Source organism: Bacillus sp. FAU20 (assembly GCF_056033865.1).
On the sequence record NZ_JBVYHY010000024.1, the window covers coordinates 128,015 to 143,402 of the forward strand.

19 protein-coding genes and 2 pseudogenes are annotated in these 15,388 nt (G+C 35.5%); 14 read left to right on the forward strand and 7 right to left on the reverse strand.

Translation table 11 applies throughout. The features are described 5' to 3' along the window. The first annotated feature begins 15 nt into the window (after positions 1 to 15). The 6 genes from AC0OM3_RS21025 to phnA all read left to right on the forward strand — a co-directional run bounded on the left by AC0OM3_RS21025 (position 16) and on the right by phnA (position 4,468). A complete protein-coding gene (locus AC0OM3_RS21025; RefSeq protein WP_000248593.1) occupies positions 16 to 324 on the forward strand; it encodes a YuzD family protein in 309 nt (102 codons plus the stop codon). 53 nt (positions 325 to 377) lie between these two features. Next, positions 378 to 1,172, forward strand: a complete 795-nt coding sequence (locus AC0OM3_RS21030; RefSeq protein WP_000788490.1) for a nucleotidyltransferase domain-containing protein — start codon at positions 378 to 380, stop codon at positions 1,170 to 1,172. A 97-nt stretch (positions 1,173 to 1,269) separates the two neighbouring features. Beyond that, entirely contained in the window at positions 1,270 to 1,947 is a 678-nt protein-coding gene (locus AC0OM3_RS21035; RefSeq protein WP_046945270.1) for a CPBP family intramembrane glutamic endopeptidase, read from the forward strand. A gap of 112 nt (positions 1,948 to 2,059) precedes the next feature. After that, complete coding sequence (locus tag AC0OM3_RS21040; RefSeq protein WP_000049715.1) at positions 2,060 to 2,728, forward strand: hypothetical protein; 669 nt, start codon at positions 2,060 to 2,062, stop codon at positions 2,726 to 2,728. A gap of 364 nt (positions 2,729 to 3,092) precedes the next feature. Then, positions 3,093 to 3,890 carry a DUF2628 domain-containing protein gene (locus AC0OM3_RS21045; RefSeq protein ID WP_003303348.1) on the forward strand — a complete coding sequence of 266 codons (798 nt, stop codon included), beginning with the start codon at positions 3,093 to 3,095 and terminating at the stop codon, positions 3,888 to 3,890. A 236-nt stretch (positions 3,891 to 4,126) separates the two neighbouring features. Then, complete coding sequence (phnA, locus tag AC0OM3_RS21050; RefSeq protein ID WP_000212737.1) at positions 4,127 to 4,468, forward strand: alkylphosphonate utilization operon protein PhnA; 342 nt, start codon at positions 4,127 to 4,129, stop codon at positions 4,466 to 4,468. Between the two features lie 114 nt (positions 4,469 to 4,582). Here phnA and AC0OM3_RS21055 read toward each other — a convergent pair whose 3' ends face one another. The 4 genes from AC0OM3_RS21055 to AC0OM3_RS21070 form a co-directional block, all read right to left on the reverse strand. Further along, positions 4,583 to 5,380 (reverse strand): ABC transporter permease, encoded by a 798-nt coding sequence (locus AC0OM3_RS21055; protein WP_000679238.1) that lies wholly within the window; start codon positions 5,378 to 5,380, stop codon positions 4,583 to 4,585. After that, positions 5,364 to 6,017: an ABC transporter ATP-binding protein gene (locus tag AC0OM3_RS21060; protein WP_474212936.1), complete on the reverse strand. Its 654-nt coding sequence runs from the start codon at positions 6,015 to 6,017 to the stop codon at positions 5,364 to 5,366. Before AC0OM3_RS21060 ends, AC0OM3_RS21055 begins: the two co-directional genes overlap by 17 nt. Before the next feature lie 54 nt (positions 6,018 to 6,071). Then, positions 6,072 to 6,245 carry an aspartyl-phosphate phosphatase Spo0E family protein gene (locus AC0OM3_RS21065; RefSeq protein WP_001054086.1) on the reverse strand — a complete coding sequence of 58 codons (174 nt, stop codon included), beginning with the start codon at positions 6,243 to 6,245 and terminating at the stop codon, positions 6,072 to 6,074. Between the two features lie 233 nt (positions 6,246 to 6,478). Continuing rightward, the gene (locus tag AC0OM3_RS21070; RefSeq protein WP_000682076.1) at positions 6,479 to 7,549 is read right to left on the reverse strand and encodes an NAD(P)/FAD-dependent oxidoreductase; all 1,071 of its coding nucleotides are present in this window, start codon (positions 7,547 to 7,549) and stop codon (positions 6,479 to 6,481) included. A 351-nt stretch (positions 7,550 to 7,900) separates the two neighbouring features. On the opposite strand from AC0OM3_RS21070, the gene AC0OM3_RS21075 reads away from it, so the two are divergent. The 7 genes and pseudogenes from AC0OM3_RS21075 to AC0OM3_RS21105 all read left to right on the forward strand — a co-directional run bounded on the left by AC0OM3_RS21075 (position 7,901) and on the right by AC0OM3_RS21105 (position 11,953). Beyond that, a complete protein-coding gene (locus AC0OM3_RS21075; RefSeq protein ID WP_000595026.1) occupies positions 7,901 to 8,140 on the forward strand; it encodes a YuzB family protein in 240 nt (79 codons plus the stop codon). A gap of 268 nt (positions 8,141 to 8,408) precedes the next feature. Further along, positions 8,409 to 9,275: a diaminopimelate epimerase gene (gene dapF / locus AC0OM3_RS21080; RefSeq protein ID WP_000077413.1), complete on the forward strand. Its 867-nt coding sequence runs from the start codon at positions 8,409 to 8,411 to the stop codon at positions 9,273 to 9,275. Positions 9,276 to 9,316: 41 nt separating this feature from the next. Further along, positions 9,317 to 9,670, forward strand: coding sequence for a HesB/IscA family protein (locus AC0OM3_RS21085; RefSeq protein WP_000573825.1), 354 nt, complete (start codon positions 9,317 to 9,319; stop codon positions 9,668 to 9,670). Between the two features lie 514 nt (positions 9,671 to 10,184). Continuing rightward, a complete protein-coding gene (locus AC0OM3_RS21090; RefSeq protein WP_474212941.1) occupies positions 10,185 to 10,967 on the forward strand; it encodes a hypothetical protein in 783 nt (260 codons plus the stop codon). Positions 10,968 to 11,066: 99 nt separating this feature from the next. After that, positions 11,067 to 11,259: pseudogene (locus tag AC0OM3_RS21095) on the forward strand (hypothetical protein). Between the two features lie 128 nt (positions 11,260 to 11,387). After that, positions 11,388 to 11,456: pseudogene (locus AC0OM3_RS21100) on the forward strand (methyltransferase); the annotation flags it as partial. 143 nt (positions 11,457 to 11,599) lie between these two features. Next, a complete protein-coding gene (locus AC0OM3_RS21105) occupies positions 11,600 to 11,953 on the forward strand; it encodes a YxeA family protein (protein WP_474212944.1) in 354 nt (117 codons plus the stop codon). Between the two features lie 29 nt (positions 11,954 to 11,982). Here the strand turns inward: AC0OM3_RS21105 and AC0OM3_RS21110 are convergent, their stop codons facing one another. Then, on the reverse strand, positions 11,983 to 12,444 hold the full coding sequence (locus AC0OM3_RS21110) for a 2-thiouracil desulfurase family protein (protein WP_000635464.1): 462 nt from the start codon (positions 12,442 to 12,444) through the stop codon (positions 11,983 to 11,985). A gap of 79 nt (positions 12,445 to 12,523) precedes the next feature. Between AC0OM3_RS21110 and AC0OM3_RS21115 the strand changes: the two genes are divergently transcribed. Then, entirely contained in the window at positions 12,524 to 13,405 is an 882-nt protein-coding gene (locus tag AC0OM3_RS21115; RefSeq protein ID WP_000535278.1) for a helix-turn-helix domain-containing protein, read from the forward strand. A gap of 17 nt (positions 13,406 to 13,422) precedes the next feature. On the opposite strand, the gene AC0OM3_RS21120 is transcribed toward AC0OM3_RS21115, so the two are convergent. Further along, on the reverse strand, positions 13,423 to 14,670 hold the full coding sequence (locus AC0OM3_RS21120; protein ID WP_000391945.1) for an MFS transporter: 1,248 nt from the start codon (positions 14,668 to 14,670) through the stop codon (positions 13,423 to 13,425). Between the two features lie 218 nt (positions 14,671 to 14,888). Then, positions 14,889 to 15,368 (reverse strand): GyrI-like domain-containing protein, encoded by a 480-nt coding sequence (locus tag AC0OM3_RS21125; RefSeq protein WP_000902161.1) that lies wholly within the window; start codon positions 15,366 to 15,368, stop codon positions 14,889 to 14,891. Between the last annotated feature and the right edge of the window lie 20 nt (positions 15,369 to 15,388).

Genomic DNA, 15,388 nt, shown 5'->3' on the forward strand with positions numbered 1-15,388 from the left:
AGTGGGGGAGAAGAAATGGTTAATGTGCAAGTGTATGGGACGAAAGTAATTTGTGCGAGCTGCGTTGGAATGCCATCTTCAACAGAAACGTTTGAGTGGTTACAAGCGGCGATTGGTCGTAAATATGAAGGACAAGAAAATAAATTTAATTTCGAGTATATTGATTTTCAAGAAGAACAAGAAGATGAAGATAAGAGAGCATTCGCTGAGCGCGTAGTGGAGGAAGATCTATTTTATCCGGTCGTTCTTGTAAATGGAGAAATTGTTGGAGAAGGAAATCCTCGTTTGAAGGATGTTTACGAAGAAATCGAGAAATATTTATAAAGCAGGAAGCCTTTGCGAATTTGCAAAGGCTCTTTTTTATTGGAGGGATAGATGTGAAAAATGGAGTGAAGCATGCGTTACCAACGGAAGTACGACAGTTAATGGAGCAGTACACAGTAGAATTAAAAGAAATTTTTTTAGATGAAAAAATAGTCGGCGTATATATTTACGGGTCCATCGCACTAGGCGCATTTCATAAGGAAACGAGCGATGTTGATTTTGTTACAGTGATAAATGATTCCGTGAATGAAGCTGAAAAACAGCAGCTTGTGGAACTACATGAGAAACTTAGTGATAATACGCTAGGTAAAAGAATGGACGGTATGTATATTCCGCTTGCTGATTTAGGGAAATACAATGATGAAATAAACGAGTATGTGTATTGTGCAGATGGTAAAGCTAATGTTGGTCATTGGGACATTAATGCGGTCACATGGTGGACGTTGAAAAATCAAGGCATTACAGTTACCGGAAAAGAAGCAGAAGATCTTCCGCTGCAAATACAATGGAGTGATGTAGTAAATACGATGAAATATAACGTAGAACAGTACTGGAGTGAAAAGGCGAAGAAGCCATATTTATTTTTTATAGAAGAGTGGGTAGAATCAGCTGTCGTTACGATGGGACGTATTTTATATACACTAGATCATAAAACAATCGTTTCAAAAGATAGAGGATTGCAATACTTGTCAGAACGTTCATCGGAAGAATGGGAGCTTTTATTAAAAGAAGTAGAGCGAATACGACACAATCCAAAAGAAAAGCGAATGCTCTCAAGGTGGAGAAGGGCAGATATGACGAAGAGGTACTTACTGCATTTAATTGAAACATGTAAAGAGAAATGGTAGGGAAAAAACCGATGATACAGTAAATTGTATCGTCGGTTTTTGTGTTGGAAATGGTATATAGTGGTTTAAAAGGTTTAATTATACTGGAGGGGATAAGATGAATACAGAATTAGCTACATATGAAAAAAAGAATGTAGTAATGAGTATGCGCGAAGTAATTAGCATGATAATAATTATTTTTGGAGTAATGTATGGAATTGGTTTTTTAAACATTATATATGACTCTTCCTTATATCCATGGTATGTAGATCATCTTATTCCGCCTTTAACATTTCTTACTATTATTTTTATATATTCACCAGCAAGAAATCACTGTGTACAGTTAGTAAAATCAATACAGTTCAATAATTTTAAACATTATGTAACGATAGTAATGACGATGATCGTACTGCTTATATATCTTGCAATATTAAATTTAGTTTTACCACATGGGCTTCGTGTGGATGAACCTAATATAGTAATAGAGCCTACTAAAAATGAAATCATTTTATACGTAGTTGTACTCACGATTTTTGCACCGATTTGGGAAGAACTTTTATTTCGTGGGATATTTTTCACGAAATTATCTCAGCGCTTCTCTATACTTAGTAGTGCCGTTATAAGTGCTTCTATATTTACTTTAGGGCATCCCCTTACAGTAGGGAGCGTTTTATATATTTTGGGTGGCGGTATATGCTTAGCTTATACGTATAAGAAAACAAATAATTTACTCGTCCCATGGGGGATTCATTTATTAAATAACGCATTTTTTATATTAGTAAATTTTCAACTGTAAAAAGACGCCTTTTGAAAAGGGCGTCTTTCGTATTTGGTATTAGGTAGAAAAGGCTTTACAAGTATTATGTAGAGGAAAGATAATAGAAAAAATATGTGTATGGGGGAAGTTGATGAGTAAATATAAATTACATATAAGTAAAGAACAACTATGGAAAGGTTGCATCTTAAAGTCGATTGCAGATGCAATTTTTGCAGCACATGCTCCTGATTTCTCACATGAGAATTCATGGGATGGATGTAACTATAGTATGCAAGATAGTCAAGGCGGAAGAGGAACAATTACGTTTCATCCGGATTATACGATCGTATGTCTTCAAGATGTGAATAGTGAAAGAATTGATGAGTGGATTGATGCGGCAAATTATTTTGAAGGGGCACCTTCGGAAGTAATAGACATTGCGAAAGAAGAAGCTCTTCAATACGTATTAGAAGAATTAGAAGGCGAAACAGTGCCTTTCATTACAGCAGCATTTTGGATTGAGGAGAGCGGTGCATATTCAATTGATTCATTTGAAGAGATAGAAGAGCATGGCGGATCCTTATTAGAAATCCCGCTACTTAATCTGCACTCAGCAATGGAAAGATTAGAAGAAGAATATGAGCTGACAGAAGAGCAAATAGAGCTTTTACAACTCGTGTATGAGAGAAAAATCAAAAATCCAAATGAGGAAATTATGTTGTCTAAAGAAGAAGTAGCGATGATTGGAACGGATGATGACGGAGGACTGGAAGTATGTAAGGACTCATTTGAAGAAATGAATATTACTTGGGAGTTGTAGGAGAGGATATAAAAATGGGATAAATGACTAGTAGAAATGCAATGTGAAGTTATATTGCTTCTTCTATTAGTTTTTTATATAGGACTGATGTTTGCAGCAAATCGAAAATGATAGCAAAATAATACGAAATATGGATAGTTTCATGTGAAACATTTTTAGTATTAAATATATATAAAGTTTAACTTAGTGTATTAAACATATCATTCATAAGTATTTTAATATATTTAAAAGGAAAATGAAATAATTAATGAATAATTGTCGGAATATATTCGATTTCCGTTCATTTTTATAAAATATGTGTACTTTTTGTTAGATTCCTTCATTTTGTACATATACAATAAATGTATATAGAAATAAGAAAAGGATGATGTACGTGAAGGACACTGTTTTACAAGAAACAATTTCTCAGCAAGAATTACATAAAGTTGTTCAAAAAAATACAGCTTATTATGATTTTAAGTGGGGTAAAGTAGAAAATCCTGCGCAAGGGAATACATGGAATTGGGTAGCCTTTTTCTTCCCAACCTTTTGGTTAGCTTATCGTAAAATGTATAAGTTATTTATTATATTTGCGTTATTGGCTATACCTAGTATAGTTATACCCCCTTTTATAGATATTCCAGATGGGATTTATGTAACATTTAGTTTAGCTCTTCAATTAGGAATGATGATATTTACTGGATGGCAAGGAAACCGTTTATATTATAAGCATGCTGTTCGTGTTTTTCGTAAGGGAGAAGATGCGTCTGATCATGAGAAGGCGTATTTCTTACAATCAAAGGGCGGCGTTAGTGTAGCTGGTATGATTGGTTTACAGATTATAGTCGGGATTGTGTTTGGTTTAGCTGCGTTCGGGCTGTCCTTTTTACCAACTGAGCCGAATATTAAAAACGTTGTTCGTTCAAGTGATGAAGGGGTTACTTTAGAAATTATGACAGATAACCCAACTTGGAAGTTTGTGAAGAAAGAAAAAGAGTATGACGTAGTAGAGTTTACTGGTTATGATTATACAGAGAAGAAAAACGTGAAAATAAAATTTGCTGTTTATTTCGATGAAGATTATTTCGAGTGGCAAGAGGTATACGAGAATAATAAGAAGTTAAGTGAAGAAGAGTTAGAAGAGTATCAATTTTATATTGAAGAAAATAGTTGGAGTTTCTAGAGCGAAACTCGTTCATTTTGGAAAGAAGGACCTTGTGAAGGTTCTTCTTTTTTTATTGGAAACACCATACAAATTGAAATTTTGTAAAATACAATAAAAAATGAGAATTTGAGGTAGGCTTGTCAATAACGTGAGACTATGGCACTATAAAGAAATGCTATACAAATTTTATTTATCGAGATGTAAACATCAATTTTGATTTTTACGTATAAATAATGAACGGAGGAAATGAATTTATGGCTACTTTACCAAATTGTCCAAAATGTAATTCAGAATATACGTATGAGGATGGCGTTCTTTTCGTATGTCCTGAGTGTGCTCATGAGTGGGGCCAAGAAGCAGAAGCTGAAAATAATGATGGTGCAAAAGTTGTAAAAGATGCGAACGGAAACGTTCTTCAAGACGGCGATGCTGTTACTGTTATTAAAGATTTAAAAGTAAAAGGAACTTCTTCAGTTGTGAAGATCGGTACGAAAGTAAAGAGTATCCGTCTAGTTGATGGCGATCACGATATTGATTGCAAAATCGACGGTTTCGGAGCTATGAAGTTAAAATCACAATTCGTTAAGAAGGCGTAATAAAAAAGAGGAGGCGGGTAGCCTCCTCTTTTTTATTGTCATTTTTTTTTCGGTAAGTCGATATGATTTCATTTACGATGAACAGAGCATGATTTACCGAGCAAGAAGTATCATTTACCGCGCACTATAGTCAACCTCTTTCAACTGACATCGCTTATTAAAGAACGTTTTATATCCAAGCTGTAAAAAGATAATGACAGCAAAGGCAGTACTTCCAGAAATACCGAGTATGATGGCAATTTGATATTGAATAGCTGTGAACGGTGATACACCAGATAAGATTTGTCCTGTCATCATGCCTGGTAGGCTTATAATCCCCATTCCGACCATAGAATTGATTGTAGGTAAAATGGCAGAGTCAAAAGCGTCGCGTATGAGCGGAGCAGCAGCTTCTTTCGGTGTTGCGCCCAGCATAAGTGCACCTTCAATTTGACCTCTTTGCGATTTCATATTGTTTAAGAACGTATTTGCACCGAGAGAAACACCAGTCATGGCATTCCCAACTAACATTCCTGTAATAGGGACGATATATTGCGGAGCATACCAAGGGTCATGACCGATAATAACAAAGATAAATAGTAGAAGTGGCCCAATTGATCCGGCGACCATGGAAAGGGCGGCTACTCGTTTTAATTCTTTAGACATTGGGATGCTAACTCGTTTATAAATATTAAAAATTGCAAAGGTAGTAATAGAAGTAATGAGAGCAATTGTATAAAATGGATTACTATTTTCAAATACGTATGTAAGGACATATGCAACAAGTACGAGTTGGATGGTCATACGGAATGTTGCGAGCGCGATTTGTTTTTCGCGAGGTATCCCTTTTAATTTCACAATCCCGATTAAAATAAGAATGAAAATATAGGCAGCCGCAAGTTGCCAAATTTGGAGTTCAATAACGCCCTTCAACAGAGAGCACTTCCTTTCTAGTTGCACCGTTTGCCTTACTAATTTCAATAATGTCGTCTGCAATTTCTTCTGGAAGTTGTTGCGAGTGTGTGATGAAGATAACTGTTTTTTTCTTTTTTCGTGCTAGTTCAGTAAATTGTTTCATTACGCGTCGTTCTGTATCACTGTCTAATGCTGAAGTAGGTTCATCTAATAAATAGACAGGTGGATCCATAAGTACAATACGAGCAAAGGCAAGCCTTTGTTTTTCACCGCCGGATAATGAGGAAGCGCTATCTTCTAATTGCTTGTCTAAACTAATGGTTTTTAGTGCACTCCGCAGGGCATCATCATTTGGAAATGGTTTTTCAGAAAGACGAAGTCCCATTAATAGGTTGTCTTTAACGGTTCCATCAAAAATAGGTGGAGTTTGCCCAAGCATAACTACGTCACGACGTAATTGAATAGGTGGATAATTAGAAATTAACTTTCCGTTATATTCAATTGTACCGGATGTTGGAGATTGTAAATCGTTTAACATCCGAAGCAATGTACTTTTTCCGCTTTCACCGATAATGCAAGTAATCTTTTCTTTTTGAATCCGTAAATAAGGAATGTGTAGTATATCTTTATATATAACGTCTTTTAATATAAACATAAATCGCTCCTTTCTGATTCTAGTTATATCGTATCAAAAAAGAGGGGGAAATGGTTATAACGAACAACGTTTTTTCTTCATCTTGAGTTTTATTAATAAGTTAAGTAAACGATCTAATTCTTGGCTGAAAGAAATCACTTTATCATGAGTGAATCCGTATTGTTCAACGAGATAGATTAACTCTTTCTTTTTCGCTTCTATTCGATTGTTTAGTTTCGATAAGTTCATAAGTTGAATGTAATGCCTCCTACAAAAGTATTTATCACATAAAAAATAAGACCGAATGAATTCGGTCTTAAAGGAAATAATAAGACAACTTACAAATAGCATACACTTTTTATCAATAGTTTTTAATATGAAAATGAAAAATAAATCATTATACATATTGAAAAAGATGTGTCTGATAATTATATGTTAACTCATAAAAGAGGCTGCCTACTTAGTAGACAGCCTGTAAAGTATTAACCTTTATGATATTTGTACATCCAAAGAAGACCAGATTTTAATAATCTCGGTACACGTCCCATTAATGGTTGGTTTGCTAGTAAACCAAAGCCGTGCTTCTTACCGAGAGAACCGAGAACACCTTTTAATTTAATTACAGGTAGTTCGTCAGGAAGTGCTTCATTATTCCAACGTTTTAATAATATTTGGACAATTTGTTCTCCTTGACCTTCAGCAAGTTGGGCAGATGGTGCATGTGGAAGTGCTGCGCAATCTCCTACAACGTAAACATGATCGTTATTTGGAATATTATGATATTTAGTTAAGACAACCCGTCCGCTACCATCTTGTTCAACTGGAAGGTTTCGAACAACTTCATTCGCTTGAATACCAGCTGTCCAGACGATTGCATCACATTCAAGTGGTTCATCGTGGTTGTACACAATATTTGGTTCTACTTTTGTAATGTTAGAGTTTCGTATAATGTTAACTTTATGCTTTACAAACCATTCTTCTACGTATCTACTTAATTTCTCTGGATATGGGAATAAAATTCTATCTTTTCGATCAAATAAGTAGATTTTTAAATCAGAACGGCTTTCCCGAAGTTCACTTGCTACTTCAACACCACTTAAGCCAGCACCAACGACAGCTACTGTTGCATTTGGTTCTAGACTATTTAATTGTTCATATGTCTTACGTGTTTGTTCAATTGATTGTAGACTATGTGTATATTCCCTAGCCCCAGGAACGTTATGATATTTATCTTCACAGCCAAGTCCGATAATTAAATCATCATATTGGATCGCTTCGCCGCCATCGAGATGAACAGCTTTTTCTTCGAGGTCAATATTTGTTACTGTGCCGTATTGAATATTGAGGCGTGGGTGTTCAGGAAACGGTATACGAATATGCGTTTCTGAAATAGTACCCGCAACTAATGCATAATATTCAGTTTTGAAGCAATGGTATGGTACTTTGTCGATTAATGTCACTTGTACATCATCTGGAAGTTGGTTGCTTGGAAGTAGCCTTTGCAGAATTCTCATTCCACCGTAGCCGCCACCTAGTATTACGAGGTGTTTCATGATGGATTACCCCTTTTCTGTTGAAATATCCCCTAATCATAAAATTTTATATTAATAAAATATTTTGACTTTACTCAATCAAATTATATCGAATTTGTGAACAAATAACAATGCATGAATGAATACTCTGTTGTACAATAAGAAGAAAAGTAAAGTAAACTGTTTTTCCTTTGTAGTTACTATTTCATTAGAAGTAGCATGTTATATAGAAGAAGTCATCTACTTTGAAGTGAAGTAATGAAGTAACTAAATAGTTTAGACTGTGTAACGAAAACAACAAGAAACAGCTTAGTTTTCTTCTTATAGATAAAGTCAGAAGGTAATTTGTTTTGTAGTACAGGGGGGAGAATTTTGATTAAACCATTAATTGAATTTTGTGTAGGTAACCTTGCAAGTGGTTCGCAAGCAGCTCTAGAAAAATTAGAAAAAGATCCGAATTTAGATGTAATGGAGTATGGTTGTTTAGGATATTGTGGTATTTGTTTTGAGGGACCGTTTGCACTTGTAAATGGTGAAGTTGTACAAGGTGCAACAGTAGAAGAGCTTGTTAATAATGTATATGAGTATTTGGATGAAAATCCAATGTTTTAAGGTGTTGCGAATCAGCAGCACCTTTTTCATTAGATAAAACTTTATTTCGTGGGGAAGGCTAATACTGATTATTAGCCTTCCCCAATCGAAAATAGTGGGATAAATAAAAAAAGGCCCTTTTTAGAAGGGCTTTTTTCTTACACAAATTGTGTAAGAGTGGCTCATCGCCAAACGTTGTCAAATATGAGAAACGGGGGACATTCATATTGTGTTCTAAAAGCATGCATTTTATACTTAACATAACAAATTATTTTTGGAGTGAATATAAATGAGCCAATTTTCTTTTACAAAAATGCATGGTCTTGGCAATAGTTATATATATGTAAATATGTTTGAAGAGCAAATTTCTGAAGAAGATTTAGCCCTTGTGGCGGAAAAGGTTTCAAATATTAATACTGGTATTGGAGCAGATGGGATGATTTTAATTTGCCCTTCAGACGTAGCTCCGGTGAAAATGCGTATGTTTAATAATGATGGTTCTGAAGGAAAGAGCTGTGGTAACGGTTTACGCTGCGTAGCGAAATATGCGTATGAGCATAAACTAGTAGAAGAAACAGTTTTCACAATTGAAACGTTAGCTGGCATTGTAACGGCGGAAGTAACAGTAGAAGAAGGGAAAGTTACATTAGCGAAAATCGATATGGGGGCACCGCGTCTAACACGTGCAGAAATACCGATGCTTGGTGAAGATGAAACACCATTTATTCGTGAAAACTTCTTATATAATAATCATCGTTATGCATTTACAGCTGTTTCAATGGGAAATCCGCATGCGATTATTTTTGTTGATGATGTAGAAAAAGCACCTCTTACAACACTTGGACCCGTCCTTGAGACACATGAAATGTTTCCAGAGCGAGTAAATGTTGAGTTTATCGAAATTTTGAATGATGAAGAGATGAACTTCCGCGTTTGGGAACGTGGATCTGGTGTAACGCAAGCTTGCGGAACAGGGGCGTGTGCTGCAGTTGTAGCTGCTATTTTGAATGGAAAGATGGAACGTGGTAAGGAAATTACAGTTCATTTAGCTGGCGGCGATTTAATGATTGCGTGGACTGAAGAGGGAAGCGTGTTGATGAAAGGACCTGCGGAAGTAATTTGTCGCGGAGTGTATGAGTACAAGATAGAAGCGTAAAGATGTATAATGGACTAAGAACAGAAAGGAAGGTGTATTTCATGATTGAAGTAACAGAACAAGCAGCTTTTCAAATTAAAGATATGTTAAAAGATGCTGAAGATGGAGAGAAGTACGTGCGCCTTGCTGTCCACGGCGGCGGATGTAGCGGTCTTTCTTACGGCTTAGGATTTGAAGTAGAACCAAAAGAAGACGACACAGTTCTTGAGTTTTTCGGTGTTGAATTTGTTATCGATACAGAAAGTGCTCCAATTGTTAAAGGAGTAAAAATTGACTATAAACAATCTATGCTTGGCGGTGGATTCACAATCGACAATCCAAACGCAATCGCATCATGCGGATGTGGATCATCTTTCCGTACAGCATCGAATGCTGGTAAGCCAGAAGAGTGCTAAGTTTTTAGCAGAAATAGAGAAAGACCTTTTTAGCGATAGAATAAAATCGTTAGAAAGGTCTTTTCTTTTTGTGTTAAAACAGAAAATGCATGTAAAGTTACTTTAGATTTTAATTTAAATGTTATTATATATAGTATATATAATTTACACTGTGAATTCGAGATTCATATTATTCGTTTTAAGATAAGATTATGTAGACAAAATGTAAATAATTAGCAAAAATATACTATTTATTAGTTATATTTAATGTTAATATTTGTAACGAAGATGATTGGGAATTATGTTCGAAATAGTTGTAAATGCATCGGTTATTACTAATAGGTAGATTTATGCAGCACGATTGGTTCAACTAATAATCAGTGAGGATGAAGAACCCCCCCACTGATTAAAGTTTCACTTTATACAAAAAAGGTGCATAAGGGAGAAGGTTATAGCCAATTGTATAGAACTGAATAGTTCCGTATTAATTAAAATACGTTGATTACTAGATATTAAAAATACCGGGGGGATTAGAGTGAAGTCATTTAAGAAAGTACTTATAGTAGGGATGGCGTTGATTACAGTATCGATTTTGGGAGCTTGTTCTAGCGATACAGACGTATTAACAAAAGTAGGAGCAAAGCAACCAGCGAAGGCGGAAGGTGAAGTACTAAAAGATCAGAAGAAAACACCTATGACTACGAGCAAACGTGAAAGTATTAAAAATGAGGATGCACCATCATCACAAAAGCGTTATATTTCTCATGATGAATCTCAAAAGATTGAGGAAGGTATGACGTATACGGATATTCTTAATACGATTGACTATGGTGGTGAGAACATAAAACATTATAATAACCATGAAAAACGCGTATTTTATACTGAAAAAGATACGGATGGTACATATGAAATTATGGTTGAATTAAATACATATGGTTATGTTGTAAATATTGAACGTACTGCTATAAAGAATAAAGATAAAGATAAAGATACAGATACAGATAAAGAGAATCAGGTATTTACGAAACGTAGTGAAGAGCCTGTAAAGGAATATGAAGAAAAAAACGATCGTGTACCGTGGTATAAAGATGTAAATAACAATTCGGTAGCAGTAAGTTACAATCACTATTTGAAAATCAAAAAAGGTATGGCCGCGAATCAAGTAAAAGCTGCAATTGGACAGCCACATGTGATTGAGAAATATAAATCATATTCAGTATATGACTATACTGGTTATGGTGGAGAAGGATCATTACGTGTAATCTTTGAACCGAATGGAACTGTTACGGATGTAGTGGAAAACGGTTTACCAAGATAATAAATTAGTTACGGGAAGAATTGTAGTAAAGTTGTCTTTGATTTTATAAAGTTTTTGGGAGCATCTCCGAATATAGGTGAAAAAATAATTCTCTTAGCCATGTTAACTACATATTAGTATTTACCGAAGGTTCTTCCAAATTCAATAGCGTTATTGTGGATGTTGTTGTCGTATTATTTTTGTTGATATATACCGCAGTAGGGCAGCAATTGTAACTGGACGTAAAAGGACGCGGAGGAGTAGCAGCTTCCTTTTGAAAGAAGGAGGAAAATATGATGGAGGATATTCTTGAATTTATAGGGAGATACGTGATTAAACCTATTATTAGTTTAATAAGATATTTTGTAATAGAGATTATAATTGAGGGCATAATAGAAGGCGTAATAAACGGTATAAGGAAATTACGTGATAAGTGGCGAAATTGGCGTGAAAGACGTTATTGGCGGTAGTGTAGCTGATGAGCGTGCGAAACAAAAACGTTATACAGAAGCTTAATGGAATGACAATTTCTAAAGTGAAGAAATAATTATTATCTTACAAAAGTGTAATGTTCATGTCATGTTTTTGAATTTCTTCTTTAAAGTTTAGGCTTTAAGATAAGAATATAAGAAAAAACACATGAGGTGAAGGAAATGAAAAGATATATTGCACTTTTTAGTATTTTAGTTGTATTTGCAAGCCTATTAGTTGGCTGTGATTTAAATCGTATGGGTAAAGACGAGTATTACGTTCAAATTACAGTAGATGGAAAAGAATATAATGGTAAAGCTGATAACGGTGAGCCGTATAAAGATTACGAATATAAGCTGACTAGCTTTGATAAAGATGGTAAAGAGAAAGAATTAGAATTCACAGCTCAAAAAAACTTACGTAAAGATGCATTCTTACGCGTATACCACTCAGATAAAAAAGGTGTAACAGCTTGGGAAGAAGTGAAAAAAGACGAGCTTCCAGCGAAAGTGAAAGAAAAACTAAGTGTGAAATAAGACAGATAAAAAGGAATTGACGAACAGGGTCAATTCCTTTTTTTGTTTTCAAATTCTTCTTCTGAAATGACTGTAAATCCGTGTCTTTTAAATAAAGCAGTTGTCACTCCGAAACCAGTTTGCTTATTACCGTTAAATTCTCCAGTATAAATCGTAGAACTACCACAAGATGGACTGCGTTCTTTTAAAATAATATATTCTGGGTGTAAATTTTTGATTTGTTCTAATGCTTTATAAGCACCGTTTACGAAAGCTGCTGTGACATCTTCACCATCTTTTGTCATTACCTTTGCTTTTCCGTCTAAAACGTCATCGCCATTCCCGCCAATAATTTCGGCTGAGGGACGAGGTGTTGGTAATCCCCCTAATACTTCAGGACAAATGAGGACTGTATCTTCTTGTTGCAGAAGCTCCTCTATTTTTGAAAAGAGATTGTCATTTCCATCATACCGGCAAGCAATCCCACCTAAACAAGCGCTAATTACGATCATATTTTCATCTCCAATAAAAAATATTTAATGTCACGCCAATTTCTCTTCCTGCCTCTTATTTATAAGTGAGGTGATAAAAATGGGAAGTTTATATAACTTAATGAAACCATACAGTGAATTTCGAAGTAAAGAAGAGTTTAATACATATCAAAAGCAAGTTTTGAAATATTATCGATTTCAATTAAATAAAACGGATGCTACCATCATTCATTTTTTAGGAAAATATGCGGTAAATGAGAAACAAAAAACAGTAGGGGTCGCTTGTCCATTAATGGAGACGATTGCGACGAATGTTGGAAAGAGTATTCGTACAGTACGCCGGTCAATTGCAAAGTTAGAGGAACTAGGAATTATAAAGCGTGTTGCAACAAAAGAGAGACATAAGCGCGGCGGGTATAGTGCGAACCTATATGTATTTCTTATATCTGCGATTGACCGCATGGATGACCGTATGAAAATGTCCGCTTGTAAAAGTGAGGATAATGCAACTGGCTGTAGTAAAAATGAGCAAAAAAGCGCTGGGGAAACAATTCTTTCTAAAAACATTCCACAAATAAAAGAGAAAAGAAAAGGAACGTACGAGCTTGATGAGACGTATTGCCGTCATGATATACCGAAGCCTTTTATATACGCACTGGTGCCGATGACGAGTAATCCGAAGAAAATTAATATATTTTGGAGTAAGGTCGAGCTTGCATATAAAAAGAGCGGGTTACTAGAACAAGGTGTTTTACTGGAGCAAATATTAGCTGATGAAGAAGTGTACGGAAATTTCATTTGGCGAGTAAAGAGTGTTGTGAGAGCTTATAAATACGGAGAAATCCGTAAAAATGTGAAGGCTCTTTTATATAGTACAGTGCGGGATCTATTTTTAGAGGTTGGATTAGAATGGGGAGCAGCATTAAGGAGAAGTAAGGGAATAACACTATTTGATCCATTCAAAAAAGAGTCATGTGTATAATACATGACTCTAATTAGCTAATCGAACTTCCTTACAACTGGAACACGAATCGCTACAAATAGTACGAAGACAATAACAGCTATTGCACCACTTTTCATAACGGTTACGATTGGAATTCCTATTGCAAGTGCAATGGATGTGAATGCATAAGAGAGCGGGATAAAGCCCATTGATGATAGCATAAGTAAACTCATTACGCGTCCCATCATTTCTTCTTTTACTGTCGATTGAATCATCGCCATAAGCGGAACGATAGCCATTGCGATTGTAATACCGTAAAACATGCCGGCTAATAGTGCTTGCCAAAGTACGGTACTAAAGTTGATGGCTAAGAAGAAGACACCAGACAATAGCATCATGATAATACAAAATAGACCGCGTCTACGATTAATATTTCTTAAACCGACAATGACAGCACCGATTGCCATTCCGCCGCCTACAGATGCTTCTAAGTAACTAAACTGGAGCGAATCACCATGCAGCACATTTTTAACAAAAAGCGGGAAACCAACTTGCATCGGGCCGATTAAAAATAAGTTTAAAAAAGCGCTACAAATAAGGAAAGTTGAAAGGAATGGCGATTCCTTTACATATAAGATTCCTTCTTTAATGGAAGTGAACATACCTTTATCTGTATCTTTTTGTTCTGGCATCGTAAATTGTATTTTTTGAACGAGTATGGCCGCGACAATCAGTAATAAAATCGTAATGGAAAATATTGTCTCATAATTCGTAAATTTAATGAGAATTCCGCCAAGTACAGGGCCTAAGATGACCGATGCTTGGTTCGTCATTTGTGTAAGTGAATTCGCTTGTGTTAACCGGCTTTTTTCTACCAATTCCGGTAAGATAGATCCATCTGCTGACCAGAAGAAAGCATCAGCAAGTCCAAAGAATAAAGCGAATAAAGCAAATGTATATAGCGTTACATCACCGACAATGAACCATGTGAGAATGGTTGCGACAAGAATCGCTCGAATGATATTGGAGTAAAACATAATGTTTTTTTTCGGGAATTTATCAGCTACAGCGCCGCCGACAATCATAAAAATAAGCCTTGGAACACTAAGGGCTACGAAAACAACACCGAGTGAAGCTTCAAGGTTTAATGTTTTTGCTATGTACCACGTTTGTGAAAAAGTAAAAAAGGCTAAAGCAAAGCTTGAAAAAAGAGTAGCTGCCCAAAGAAAAAGGAAATTCGTATTTTTTAATAACGGTTTTCCGCTTCCTTCTAAAGCAGTTTTATTTTGTTGTAGTTCCTCCATATTGCTTCCTTTCTATGTGACAAATTTAAACTAAAAAACCAGTAAACGCCCAATTGGTAAGGGCTAATACTCAATGGGAGATACCCACAGCTGAGTATAGTTTCACTTTATACAGTTTCTAATATTTCTATACTGCACTTTCTCATTGTAGACAATAATAATGGATTTGCCCAGTAGCTATTTAACGACAAAAAAAGATGCCGAATGGGCATCTTTTTTTAGGCTAACGCAATATAAATATCCAGTTGTGCCTGATTTGGGTCTAATGCTCTTTCGTCGTAAAGCTCAAAGTCTGTTGTGAAGGCACGTTTATTTTCTTTCGACCATTGCCAAATATATTCCCAAGCTTCACAAACGACTTCAGCAACTGGTCCCTTTCTTGTTGTAAATACCGCATATGTAGCGGTAGGTATTGTTAAAGTTGTCATATTTTCAGGAACGTCTTTTAGTGAAGAAACTGGCATACCGATTGTAAATGTATATGTACCAGTTTCATCTGACTCGTAGTTGGAATAGAAAGCAAATGTTTCTTTCGTTTGTTGATTTGGGATGTGATGCATCATTTGTTCTTGAAAGTATCGGTTCCAAAGTTGTGGAATGTTTCCTTCAGTAGATGCCTCTTTTTCATTAGTCGTTGTAACCGAAACGCCGATTGCGTGGAAAGCTTCTTTTTTTACGATAATGGGTTCGTGTAGCATAAAAAATTCCTCCTTTTAAA